We start from the raw sequence: 12,707 nt of genomic DNA on the forward strand, positions 1-12,707 counted from the left end.
GGTTATTAATGGTATCCGGATAACAATATTCACCGTTGTCTTTACCTGGCCTTAAAATCCCCCTCTTACTGTCCTGAAGGCCCTGATACGGTCATTATGCTGTTCTTGCAGGCTGTTACAGCCAGTAGACAGACTAAAACAATGTCAACTCCAAAATAGAGAATTCCAGGCAACAAACCTTACGAATTCTCAGGTCTCTAAAGAAATAATTACTGTTGCTTCTAAGCCCTGTCTCTCCATTCAAAAAAAATATTCTCTTCTGCATTTTTTTTGCCATATCTTAATCGATCACAGGTCTATCAATAATAATGTGTACAACTGACAATCATTGCTTCCTTTTATGAAACAACTGCATGCTTTAAAAGATCCAATTCTGGCAACATTGCTCTTTGCCGCAGCCTGCCTTCCTGCCTGTAAACAGGATTCAGGGCCCGCTGACAAGCGCATCAAACGGATGGATAGCACCCTTACAGCTCATCTGGCAGACTCGATTGGCTCCATAGTGAAGCCTCAACTGGCAGATAGTCTTTCCCTTACACTCTGGGGCATCGATTCACTGGTAATATCTCCTATCGCTATTGATGTGGACGACCAGGGAAGGGTATATTACACCACCACCGACCGGCAGAAGCATTCTGAATTTGACATACGCGGGCACCGGGATTGGGAAATACCATCTATCAGTCTGCAAACGGTAGAAGATCGCCGTGCCTTCCTGCATAAGGAGTTATCTCCTGAAAACAGTAAAAGGAATACCTGGCTGGATGACCTGAACGGCGACAGCTCCCACGACTGGCGTGACCTGACCTTAGAAAAGGAACACGTATATCGCGTGGATGATGTATCCGGAGATGGTGTGGCCGATCAGACGCAATTGGTAGTGGACGACTTCCACGATGAGGTAACGGATGTTGCCGGCGGCGTGCTGGCTGAGGGCGATGACCTCTTCCTAGCGGTAGCACCGGACCTCTGGCGTATACAAGATAAGAACCACGACGGCATAGCAGATGAAAAAACGTCTATATCCCATGGATATGCCGTACACATAGGCTTTAGTGGTCATGGCATGTCAGGCGTAGAAATGGGCCCTGATGGGCGCATCTACTGGCAGATAGGTGATATTGGTTTTAATGGTAAAGGTCCCGACGGGAAACAATGGTCCTTCCCGAACTGCGGGGTACTGGCCCGCTCCAACCCAGATGGCAGCGATTTTGAGATCTATTCCTATGGCATCCGTAATACACATGAATTTGCCTTTGATGAATATGGTAACATTATCAGCGAAGACAATGACGGCGACCATCCCGGTGAAAGCGAGCGACTGGTATATCTGGTGAATGGCGGTGATCAGGGCTGGCGCAGCAACTGGCAATACGGTAAATACCATGATCCGGACAATAATACTTACAAAGTATGGATGGATGAAAAGATGTACACACCGCGTTTTGAAGGTCAGGCGGCTTATATCACTCCGTGTATCAGCAACTTCGTAAATGGACCTGCAGGATTTGTTTACAACCCAGGTACAGCTTTAGGCCCTGCTTATAAGAATACCTTCTTCGTAGCAGAATTTGTGGGCAATCCTTCCAACTCCGGCATACATGCATTTAAACTGAACCCTAAAGGAGCTTCCTTTGTGCTGGGTGAACATAAGAAAGTGCTGGGCGGTATATTGGCCACCGGTATTGACTTCGGACCAGATGGAGCTTTATATGTAGCCGACTGGATTGATGGCTGGGGTACACATAACTACGGCCGCATCTGGAAGCTGGATGATAAAACAGCCGCCGCTACAGCAGAACGAAAAACTACTAAATCTCTACTGGCGGAAGATTTCAGCAAGCGTAAGGAAACAGCACTGGCCGACCTGCTGAAGAATCCGGATATGCGCGTTCGCATGAAAGCCCAGTTTGAACTGGTGAAACGTAAAGAAAAAGGAGCGCCGCTGTTTGAGCAGGCACTAAAACAGACAGACAACCAGTTAGCGAGAGTGCATGCTATATGGGGACTCAGCCAGCTGGCCCGCCAGGATAAACAATACGCCAAAGCGTTGCTGCCCCTGTTAAAGGACAATGATCCCGAAATACGGGCCCAGGCAGCCAAATGGCTGGGCGATATCCGCTATAAGGAAGCCGGAGCAGCCCTGGTGCCAGTATTGAAAGATACCGCCAGCCGTGCACGTTTCTTTGCAGCAGAAGCCCTGGGCAGAATACAATATGCTCCCGCGGTACAACCACTCATCGCCTTCCTCGAAGCGAATAACGACGTAGATGCCTATCAGCGACATGCAGGCACCCTGGCACTATCCCGCATAGGTCAGGCGGAACCATTGATCGCTTTGGCGAACAGCCCTTCCCGTGCACTGCGCATTGCTGCTGTAGTGACCCTGAGAAGAATGAGCCATCCCGGTATTGCAGCATTCCTCAACGATAAAGATGAATTTGTAGTCACTGAGACGGCCCGCGCTATCAACGATGACCTCTCCATTAAAGAGGCATTGCCAGCCCTGGCTAACCTGCTGGGTACTACAACGTTTAAAAATGAAGCCCTGATCCGTCGTGCTATCAATGCCAACCTGCGGGTAGGTACAGATGCCGCTATGCACAACCTGGTAGCCTATTCACAGAAAGCAGGCAGTCCGGCCCCTATGCGGGCGGAAGCGATAGACGCTTTAAGCGTATGGGCTAAACCTTCTGTGCTGGACCGTGTTGACGGTAGATTACGTGGAGAAGTAAAAAGGAACCCAGCACCTGTAGTGAATCTTTCCACAGCACCACTTACTGCCCTGTTAAAGGACAAAGAGTTGCCCGTACGCATCAGCGCTGCGAAAGCCATTGCCAAATTACAGATCAAACAGGCAGGTCCTCAATTGCTGGCTGCTGTGAAGGCAGACCGGGAGGCAGAAATGCGGGCAACTGCCTTGGAAGCATTGGTAGCCTTGCAGGATGCCGGTGTGGAACAAGGGATCACCGCTGCATTGGCTGATAAGGAAAAGTCAGTACGCGTAACTGGTCTTGACCTGCTGGGGAAAATGCACTTATCCGAAAGTGTAATGGTGAACCTCCTCACAGGGGTTATTGCCAACAAGACAATGGAAGAAAAACAGGCAGCCCTGCTGACACTCGGCAAACTGCCAGCACAGTATACAGAAAAGCCGCTGAACGACCTGCTGGATAAAATGGCCGCTGGTAAGCTGGACCCAGACATCTACCTTGAACTGGGCGAGGCGATTGATAGCAGCCGCTCTACACAGCTGGCTACTCGTTATAAAGCGGTGAACGGTAAACTGTCTTCCGACGATGTCATGGCCTCCTACCGCAGCTGCCTGTTGGGTGGAGATCCAAGACGAGGCAGACACATATTCTTCAATAACGAGAATTCCCAGTGTATGCGCTGCCACTCTTACGATGACCGTGGTGGTACCGCTGGCCCACGCTTAAATGGTGTTGCCGGTCGTATTTCCAGGGAACAGATATTACAGGCACTTATCACCCCAAGCGCCCGCCTGGCACCAGGATTTGGTATGGTGACACTGGAACTGAAAGATGGTAAAAAGCTAAGCGGCATTCTGAAAGGTGAAACTAAAGCAGGGTTAACGATCAAAGAAGGAGATACCGAGCGCACCATTGCTGCCGATCAAATAGTGCACAAAGAGTACGCGCAATCCAGTATGCCGAACATGACACAAATCCTCTCCAAGAAAGAGATAAGAGATGTCGTGAGCTTTTTGGCAGAACAGAAAACAGATAATTAATACGCTTATTAGCGATAACATAAAAATGGCTGCATCAGATGTTTTGATGCAGCCATTTTTATCTATTTAATGCCATAATTTAAGTGAATAGAAAAATGAAGTTTTAGACTGGTTTTCGAACCGTTGTACTAAATAATCTGGCACTTCCATTCGTCACCAGAAAATCATGACTTATATTTTGAAACGTCAAGGCCTCGAATTCCTTCCTGCCATCAACTACCAATTCTTTTAGAGCCGGGAATTGATGAATGTCAATTGTACTGATATTGGTACGTGTAATATTGAGCTTCTCTACATTCGGAAAAATAACATCCTTAGGAATTTCAGATATGGGATTATGATCAATCACCAACGTTTTCAACCGGCCCAATTGCGCTATCGATGCCGGCAATTCCTTTAATTGCGATCTTGCAATTTGCAAATACTGCAGGTTCGGCAGTTGGGAAAGCTTTTCAATGGTGTCGCTGATGTCAAGTTTAGACTGTTGACTAAACATGGCGACTGTAATATGTTTCAGCTTACTTATTTTATCGGAAACCCTTTCAGTTTCAACCTGACCGTCACTATATATATTCTCAATTTCATCCCCATATGGTATAGAAAGATAAGCGATCATTCCTGGTTTGGGTTTTACCAGGAAATAATTCCTTCTTATAACCTGGGAAAATACGATGTATTCTGCCGGATCAATGGCAGGATGCTCATATAAAGTCTTATGAAAATAGTCCTGGCTCTTCAGGTATTTGTCTTTCCAATGCTCATTTAACTGCGCTAATAAATCTGCAGGTGCATATTTCTCAAATTGCTTTCTGGCAGCCTTTCTTACCTTAGCGTCCCGGTGAAAATAGGTCAGATTCAGTATGTATGCCAGTACAAAGTTATTGATATCCTTTTCGGTCAGGTTATTAACCGTCGCCAGTACAGACGAATCATCTTCACTTATCAACATATCAAATATCCTCCCGGCGGCAGACAACTCATCCGGATCATTATTAATGGATCTGATGCTGACACCAGGTTGTAAATCAATCTTGACAGTACCGTTCCGGTGATGTTCTTCACTTTTCTTCTCTGCTATATTATTCACCACGGATTTCCGGTCTATTGAAAGCACCTTATATCTGTAGGCCGTTTCTTCCAGACCTATACTCCAGTATGTTTGTCCCAACACTATCTTGAGTTGTTCCCAGACTATTGTGGAAACGTCTTCAGTATTTTCTTCAACAGATAATTTCTCCCCTGCGTCATGCATCCTGTCTCCATTCAATTCCATAAACGATCGTCGTAGTTCACGCCCCTCACAATAGTTTACATTAAATGCCATAGATGTCTCTGACAACGCGAACGTCAGGGTATTACCATTTTCAATGCTCCAGGGATCCGAACACAGATCCATATTTAAAAAAAGCAAGGTGCCTTGCTCACCAAAATAAATATCACAAATCCCTTCTTTCTTCCAGTTTTCTGAAGCACTTTCAAAATTGATTTCCTCTGTAAAACCTAATGTTATTCCCAGCTGTTGCTGGAGCTCGTTTAAATTGTTCTTAAAAGTCTTGTTAATAGCAATCCCTGATATGTTAAAACCCATGTTGGCCCTGTTTGTAGTGGTATAGCGTCTCTTAAAATTACAGCCGGATGAATATGAAGGTTATTCCGTTGCTCAAATATAATTTTTCTGTAATAATATTACAAGTCCGCTATTGTTTTATCTGACACTGCGGCTACTAACAGGACATTCAAGGTATTACTTCATGAAATAGGATCTGATTGGGGAGTGTTTAGTCCTGGTACTCACCGGAATATTCCCTTATAATTGCCCTCACGCAGGCCAGATGATGATCATCATGCTCCGCAGTAAAATACGCCAGGTCAACGACCCGCATCGGCGTTTTCAGTCTTGGGTGCAGGGCCTTTCTTTCCAGCTGTTCATCTGTCAATGTAAGCAGCTTATTCACCAGGGCCTGCCGCTGCTCTCTGAACCGTTGCAGCAGGGTCACTATTTTTGTGTCGTTATGATCAGCATCATGCGTAGCCTGGTTCGTCAGGTCTGCAGGTCTCAGGTCTGTCAACCCGTTTATAAAATCATCTATCCTGCCAGCCCACAGTGGTTCAATGTCACCAAGATGTCCAATCTCTTCTTTAATGCTCCATTTGCCATCAGGCTTGATCGTTAACAGGTCCGGATCCAGCTGACCAATTATCTCTTCTACACGTGCCGGCGTCCCACTGAGACGTTCTATGATGGAAGGCAACAATCCGTTGTCTTCGATTACCGGAAATGTTCTTTTGAACCATTCAGTTCTTTTCATGGGAATAAATAATGGTACGGTATCAAATGTAGGTAAATTTAATTTACATATATCTCAAGTACTCAGCGCAGTACACAAACGCTTATCAAGCGTAATACTCGTTAAAGCAATCAACGCACCGTATTGTATGCATACCAATAATCCAGTAAGAAATGATCCTGCCATTTGTCAACAGTCAGACCGGTCCAATGAAAATCAAATAGGCCGCACCTGGCGGCCTATTTAAATAAACTACTGAGTATTTATCGCTGCGGTTTCCCATCGCAACGTACTTCAACTAATACGCATACCAGCCAATACCTTCATAGGTATAGCCCGGTATAAATGAAAGCTCATTCTGATTCTTCGTGTATAAATGATCATCAAATGATCCATTGTAATACCTGTGAACCGGTACTGCACCATTAATAGCCGATGGATAAGCATAGAAAGCTATTCCTTCAAGGTTACCCGGCGCAATTTCATTTGGATTGGCAGTATAGAAATGATCGCCGGATTGAGGCAGATACCAACGATAAATTGGTACTGAATTAGCCACCTGGTTTTGAAATGCAAAGAAGCCAATGCCTTCAAAAATATAGTCACTGTTCGTACCATTGCCCAGCTCATTGAGACTGGTGGTATAGAAGTGATCCTGCCATGTAGACCGGGCATAATAGCGGAATACAGGCACTGTTCCTGCTACTGGAGGATTGGCGGGATATAGGAACTGTACAGTCAGTATATCAAAATTAGAAAGCGTGGTAGCACCACTACCGCATTGCCCTCCATTCATGATAGAGTTAGGATCCCCGCCGGTAGGCGTACCCAGTATATGCATGGCATCGAAATAAGCACCATTGTCGCTTGCCACACCGGATTGTGGTTCGCCAGACTGCCAGTTGGTATGTCTGAATCCGATACAGTGACCCATTTCATGCGCAATGGTACGTTGGCGCTGGGCAAAAGAATTACCTGCAATCTGGTTAATATTGATCCTTATCAGTCCCCCAGGCTGCCCGTTGATAGGGAAGTAAGCGGCACCGCAAACACCTGATCCCAGATTGGCATTGGTAATGCGGATATGCGCGATGCCAGAGAGGGTGGTGATACCAAATTTAACCCTGCAATTGATCACATTATTCCACATAGCAATAGCGCCGTTAATTTCATTCAGATAAGCATTCATCGATGCATCAACATAAATGAAGATATTGGGTTGTACACTATAACCCACGTAATTCGACGTTCCATATTGCTCGGTTTTGGGTCCATCCAGCAGTGAAGCATCGGGTTCGCTTTTCTTGGCAAACAGGATATCGCCATCAACAAGATATTCGTCGCCGATATCTTTAATTTCACTGTCGCGGTACCCTAACTTTTTAATGTAACTCAAAACAGGATTGCTTTCATGGATACCAGGCTGCTCAGGCGCGATATCAGTTTTCTTACAGGAAAATAACAGAGATGATGCTACCGACAGTACGACAAGGTAGCGAAAGAAAAAAACAGTTTTTTTCATTTCGTGATAGATTTAAATGGTTAACGATAAATGTGAAACTATACTTGGGAAAACATACTTAACAGGGCTCCTATAGTGAATAATAAAGAGACCGCATCCCTAAAAACACGTCAGGATGCTCTTAATGAATATTCATATTGTTAAACAGTTTGAGAATCAGGGTTCACGAATTATAGGACCAACAAGCTGGTTATTTTTATTTTAGTTCGCATTTGCAGAATGAATGTAAGTATTTTTTTGTAGAAAAATAACGGATAGCTGCATTGGACAAATTTGGATACAAGTCCTTATCTGTATTATTTTTACATTCATGTATACACAAGTTCAATTATCTGCGGAGGATCAGCAACTGCTAAAGTCCCTCCGCAGAGCCGCTAACGTCGAGGGCTATATAGGCATTGGTGTTGGCATTGTTCTGACCCTTCTTTCCTGTGGCCTTGCCGGTCTTATGATGTCCGACGGTTATTTCCCCGGCGTAGAGGTATTACTACCTTTTTTCCTGATACTACTCTGTTTAGGAGTATTCCTATTATACAGAGGCTTTCGCATACACCGTAAAACAAAAGCACAATTTGCCCAGATACAGGCCAAAAGGATTGTTACCGGAAGGTTGCAGCAATTAGAGACAATAGACAAAAAAAACCTGCGCTATACGGTCGGAGGCGCTTCTTTCCCGGTATATGTCCCCTTACCGGTATACCTTGCGAAAACAGAATATAAAAGACCGCTTGTCTCAGCGACTGCATTGCTCAACAGAGAAATAGCATTGCACCTGGTACCCATAGAACCCGGTATTGAACTACTGTTGCAGTGCCACTACAATCAATCCGCATACAAAACATCTGTCCCGCCATTGGAAGAAAGCGACAAACAACGACAACTTGACAACTTTAATGCAGAGGTGAAAGTTATCCTCATAGTATTTGCGGTTGTAGGATTTATAATAGCGATGATCGCCGGATTCAGAACAGAGGTCTGGTTCATTCTTGGGCTGATGCTGTTACTTCTTGTTATCATCGTTGCCAGTACATCATTACCGCGGCTCATAAATATTATGAAGGGAACCAACAAAATCTGTATTACAACTACCATCACCGAGAAGATCGAAGCAATGGCCAGGTCTGGCAAAACCATGTCCAAGCACACCTGGTACAGGCTCGGAAACGGAACACTGGAGCAACATCAGATCGCTACATTTTATCCCGGGGATACAGTAATGATCGAGCACCTTGAAAAGAAGAATGGTAATAAAGGCACCCTGCTGGATATAAAAAAGGTATAGTTGGATTGTACATTGGATTCTATTAGCTTTACTTTTCTTTGAAACAGAAAAGGATTGTAACCTGTTCACATCTATTAGCCATTATAAAAATCATTTATGAAGTACAGTAAACTCGGCAACACCGGCCTGGTAGTTTCCAGGCTTTCTTTTGGCGCTATGACCTTTGGTAACGACCCCTCCATTACCGCAGTGTATAAAGTAACCCAGGAAGACGCACAGACAATGGTCGACAAAGCCCTCGATGCAGGCATTAATTTTTTCGATACTGCGGATGGTTATTCCGCTGGTCAGTCGGAAGTCATGTTAGGAAAAGCACTCGCCAAACGTCGCCAGGATGTAGTGATCGCTACAAAAGTGGGCTTCAGAACAGGCGAACCGGTTACACAGGCAGGACTTTCAAGACGGCATATCCTTTATTCCTGCGAACAAAGTCTCAAAAGACTGAACACAGATTACATAGACCTGTATATCGTGCATAAGGAAGACCCATATACCCCACTGGAAGAAACACTGGAAACATTGGATATGCTGGTACGTGCCGGCAAGGTCCGTTATATAGGCTTTTCCAACTGGACGGTATGGAAAGCGGCTATCGCATACCAGATGCAAAAAGAACGTGGCTGGGCTACCTTCTGTAATGGACAGATGTATTATTCTCTGCTAGGCCGGGATGTAGAATATGATATCGTTCCTTTCATGCAGCACGCAGGTATCGGAATGACCATCTGGAGCCCCCTGGCAGGAGGTTTCCTCAGCGGTAAGTATACACGCGAAGGCGCGAAAGATCAGGATAACCGGTTGTCAGGATTTGACATCCTGCCCTTCGACAAGGAAAAAGGGTACGATGTAGTGGACGTACTGAAGGAAATCGCAGCCACACACAATGCTTCTCCTGCACAGGTAGCGCTGTCATGGCTGCTAAGCAAACCGGTGGTGTCCAGCATCCTCGTTGGTGCCAGCAAGCTCCATCAGCTGGAAAATAACCTGAAAGCCGTGGAGATGGAACTAAACGACACCGAAATTAAAACACTGGACGATCTGACACAACCAGGTATCTCATACCCCCATTGGTTTGTGCAAAATCTGGCCGATCCGAAACATAAGGAAATACTGGGAACAAAATAAAAGCAGGCCTCGTGCCTGCTTTTTTCTTTTGATTTTCGTGTCCTTTTTTATTTACTTCACATCTATGAATCAACATATCCTTACGCCATCTCAAGCCAGGAAAATCATTCTCCACGCAGCAGGCCTCGCTAAAAGGGCACAATTTGGAAAGGGACCCGAAGCCGTCTATCAGGTGATCGATCACCTTGGCTTTGTCCAGATCGACACAAACTACGTCGTGGAGCGTGCCCATCACCATACCTTCGCATCGCGTATACCCGATTACAAGCAGGAATGGTTGAATGATCTGCAGGAAGATGGAAGGATCTTTGAATTCTTCATTTCTGATGCAGGCTATATGCCTATGCATGACTTTCGCTTTTCCTTACCTGTAAAGGAAAGCTTTTCAGTGAATGGAAAGCCGCTCACACAGGCCGAAGGCAGTCTCATGAAAAAGATACTGGACAGAATTGAGCGCGATGGCCCACAAACGGTAAAGGACTTTGATAATGACCGGCAGGAAGCCAGTTCCGGCTGGTGGGATTGGCGGCCATCCAAGATTGCGCTGGAACGACTGTACATGGACGGAAGACTGATGTGTACACGAAATAAGGATTTCCACAAACTATATGACCTCCCCATCAACATCATCCCCTCAGACATTGATACCACAATGCCAACACAAGAGGAATTTGCCAGGCATATCATCCGGCGTACATTGCAGGCACTGGGTATCGCGTATGTAAAGGAAATAGCCTGGCGCGCCCGCCGGGTCAAGGATAACCTGGTAAAACAGGAACTGCAAAAGCTCGTGGCTGAAGGTGAAATTATCCAGGTGGCAATCGAAGGACTTAAAAGCGCGCCCCTTTACATGTTATCCGGCTACAAAAACAAAAAGATCCAGCTGTCCGGTGAGGCTTTCATTCTTTCACCATTTGATGTACTGAACGTTTTCAGGCATCGCCTGAGGGATTTCTTTAACTTCGACTACCAGATCGAATGTTTTGTACCTGAACCTAAACGGAAGTACGGATACTTTTCATTACCTATACTAATCGGAGATACATTCGTAGCCCGGATGGACTCAAAAGCTGAGCGGAAACAAAAGACCTTGCTCATTCATAATCTTCACTTCGAACAGGTGGAACTAAACGAAGCAATGCTGGAAAAGCTTACCGATGCCATTAAAGCATTCGCACGATTCAACCAGTGCAGGGAGATCACGATCAAAAAATCGAACAATAAAAAGTATATCAAAGCCATAAAGGATGGCCTCTGATTCTCCTATCCTATTTCGCACCGCATCGTTGAAAGCAGCTTTTTGAAACCTGCTTTCTCATAGGCTTTTACTGCTCCTATATTCTCTTCATACACCTCCAGGCGAACCTCTCTAACGCCCTTCGACAATACCCATTGCTTGAGTGCTGCAATTAACTGCTGGTTTAGTCCCATACCTCTATATTCCGGCATCACATACATAAAGCCAAGATGAGCATATTCCTCGTACGTTAAGTATGACTTTGCTTTTCGGATATGCGCATAACCACATCCTACCAGCGCGCCATCCTTCTCCAATACCAGCAATTCAGCATCATCGCTTTCTATCAGGGCTTTAAGGTCGTAGTAGATAACTATTCCCTCCTTGATGGTTTCATCAAAAGGTCTTTCTGCATTCACCAATTGCTGCAGGAAACCATCGAGTACAGGCAGATCATTCAATGTGGCTCTTCTTGTTATAACATCCATATCAATGCAGGCTTCAGAAACGAATTTAGTTCGCGGTTAATAAAACATCTACCCATTCATGTCAGCATGAATGACATTACCAAAGCTATTAAAATCCGGGGATTGCCTGGCTGTTATTTTTCTTCCTGTAACGCCGTTCAATATGGCCGGATTAATTGCGTAACTTAGTCCCTGTATGGTAGAAATCTTCGACAATATTAGACAGCTTTACAACTTCAGCGCTCCCTGGCGGGAACTGGAGGAGTATATCGAATTCATTTCAGAGTCCTCTTTCGAAGAAACTGCATTACACGCCAATAACAGCCCTTTTACCGTCAAAATGTTCCCAAGCTGGACACCTACTATCTGGATTAACCTGGGCGCTCCTTATCGCCTTATAACAGCCTGGAACAGTTATCATGTCAGCGCTGCTGACGACGTGCTTATTTTAAGGGACTCGATCACAGAGCGTCACAACCTGCCGGCGGACTATATCTTTACGGTAAAGTTTTTCCCCGGCGGACTGGAAGCCGTACTGGGCATTAACCAGGCACAGTTCATCAACAGAATAGTCCCGTTAAAGGATATCCTGCCAGCTATGCTTATTCACCAGGTGAAAACTGCCGGATCCTTCGGAGAAAGAATGGTACTATTGCAGGACTTCTTTTTGTTACAGCTTTCCAGACAACAAAAGAAAGACCACTATATACACCTCGTAAAGGACAGCATTGACCTGTATGTGGCAAACCGGATGCAATATAATACCAGCGAGATAGCAGAGAAGTTGTTTATCACCTCCAAAACCATCAACCGCTACTTTAATAACATCGTTGGCGTTCCTCCTAAAAAGTACTTCTCCATCCTGCGGGCAAGAGCCGCTTTAACGGCTTATGTAAGCGCTAAGGAGACTTTCTCTCCTTGCCACCACGGCTATCATGACATGAGTCATTTCTATAAGGAAGTGATCCGTTTCACGGGTCAGGGCCTGGCAGCACAGCAGTAAAAATGTCCGTTTTTTACCTGGATTAGTTA

Annotated in this window: 9 protein-coding genes; 5 read left to right on the forward strand and 4 right to left on the reverse strand. The window is 45.3% G+C overall.

The window, feature by feature from the left end:
* The first annotated feature begins 340 nt into the window (after positions 1-340).
* The gene (locus CLV42_RS19920) at positions 341-3,754 is read left to right on the forward strand and encodes a HEAT repeat domain-containing protein (RefSeq protein ID WP_106603695.1); all 3,414 of its coding nucleotides are present in this window, start codon (positions 341-343) and stop codon (positions 3,752-3,754) included.
* A 103-nt stretch (positions 3,755-3,857) separates the two neighbouring features.
* Here CLV42_RS19920 and CLV42_RS19925 read toward each other — a convergent pair whose 3' ends face one another.
* From CLV42_RS19925 to CLV42_RS19935, 3 genes are all read right to left on the reverse strand, one after another.
* Positions 3,858-5,342, reverse strand: coding sequence for a leucine-rich repeat domain-containing protein (locus CLV42_RS19925; RefSeq protein WP_106603696.1), 1,485 nt, complete (start codon positions 5,340-5,342; stop codon positions 3,858-3,860).
* 190 nt (positions 5,343-5,532) lie between these two features.
* The gene (locus CLV42_RS19930) at positions 5,533-6,063 is read right to left on the reverse strand and encodes a DinB family protein (RefSeq protein ID WP_106603697.1); all 531 of its coding nucleotides are present in this window, start codon (positions 6,061-6,063) and stop codon (positions 5,533-5,535) included.
* A 277-nt stretch (positions 6,064-6,340) separates the two neighbouring features.
* Positions 6,341-7,564, reverse strand: coding sequence for a M57 family metalloprotease (locus CLV42_RS19935; RefSeq protein ID WP_106603698.1), 1,224 nt, complete (start codon positions 7,562-7,564; stop codon positions 6,341-6,343).
* A gap of 310 nt (positions 7,565-7,874) precedes the next feature.
* Between CLV42_RS19935 and CLV42_RS19940 the strand changes: the two genes are divergently transcribed.
* The 3 genes from CLV42_RS19940 to CLV42_RS19950 all read left to right on the forward strand — a co-directional run bounded on the left by CLV42_RS19940 (position 7,875) and on the right by CLV42_RS19950 (position 11,229).
* On the forward strand, positions 7,875-8,846 hold the full coding sequence (locus tag CLV42_RS19940) for a hypothetical protein (RefSeq protein WP_106603699.1): 972 nt from the start codon (positions 7,875-7,877) through the stop codon (positions 8,844-8,846).
* Between the two features lie 96 nt (positions 8,847-8,942).
* Positions 8,943-9,971 (forward strand): aldo/keto reductase, encoded by a 1,029-nt coding sequence (locus CLV42_RS19945; RefSeq protein ID WP_106603700.1) that lies wholly within the window; start codon positions 8,943-8,945, stop codon positions 9,969-9,971.
* Positions 9,972-10,035: 64 nt separating this feature from the next.
* Positions 10,036-11,229 (forward strand): winged helix-turn-helix domain-containing protein, encoded by a 1,194-nt coding sequence (locus tag CLV42_RS19950; RefSeq protein ID WP_106603701.1) that lies wholly within the window; start codon positions 10,036-10,038, stop codon positions 11,227-11,229.
* Positions 11,230-11,234: 5 nt separating this feature from the next.
* Here CLV42_RS19950 and CLV42_RS19955 read toward each other — a convergent pair whose 3' ends face one another.
* Positions 11,235-11,696, reverse strand: coding sequence for a GNAT family N-acetyltransferase (locus CLV42_RS19955; RefSeq protein WP_106603702.1), 462 nt, complete (start codon positions 11,694-11,696; stop codon positions 11,235-11,237).
* A 175-nt stretch (positions 11,697-11,871) separates the two neighbouring features.
* On the opposite strand from CLV42_RS19955, the gene CLV42_RS19960 reads away from it, so the two are divergent.
* Complete coding sequence (locus CLV42_RS19960; protein ID WP_106603703.1) at positions 11,872-12,678, forward strand: AraC family transcriptional regulator; 807 nt, start codon at positions 11,872-11,874, stop codon at positions 12,676-12,678.
* Positions 12,679-12,707: the final 29 nt, after the last annotated feature.

This window comes from Chitinophaga ginsengisoli, assembly GCF_003014595.1.
GTDB classification, from domain to species: Bacteria; Bacteroidota; Bacteroidia; order Chitinophagales; family Chitinophagaceae; genus Chitinophaga; species Chitinophaga ginsengisoli.

Excerpts from the sequence above, each read along its gene's own strand:
- CLV42_RS19920 (WP_106603695.1), top strand. The coding sequence starts at position 341 with ATGAAACAACTGCATGCTTTAAAAGATCCAATTCTGGCAACATTGCTC.
- CLV42_RS19925 (WP_106603696.1), bottom strand. The coding sequence starts at position 5,342 with ATGGGTTTTAACATATCAGGGATTGCTATTAACAAGACTTTTAAGAAC.
- CLV42_RS19930 (WP_106603697.1), bottom strand. The coding sequence starts at position 6,063 with ATGAAAAGAACTGAATGGTTCAAAAGAACATTTCCGGTAATCGAAGAC.
- CLV42_RS19935 (WP_106603698.1), bottom strand. The coding sequence starts at position 7,564 with ATGAAAAAAACTGTTTTTTTCTTTCGCTACCTTGTCGTACTGTCGGTA.
- CLV42_RS19940 (WP_106603699.1), top strand. The coding sequence starts at position 7,875 with ATGTATACACAAGTTCAATTATCTGCGGAGGATCAGCAACTGCTAAAG.
- CLV42_RS19945 (WP_106603700.1), top strand. The coding sequence starts at position 8,943 with ATGAAGTACAGTAAACTCGGCAACACCGGCCTGGTAGTTTCCAGGCTT.
- CLV42_RS19950 (WP_106603701.1), top strand. The coding sequence starts at position 10,036 with ATGAATCAACATATCCTTACGCCATCTCAAGCCAGGAAAATCATTCTC.
- CLV42_RS19955 (WP_106603702.1), bottom strand. The coding sequence starts at position 11,696 with ATGGATGTTATAACAAGAAGAGCCACATTGAATGATCTGCCTGTACTC.
- CLV42_RS19960 (WP_106603703.1), top strand. The coding sequence starts at position 11,872 with ATGGTAGAAATCTTCGACAATATTAGACAGCTTTACAACTTCAGCGCT.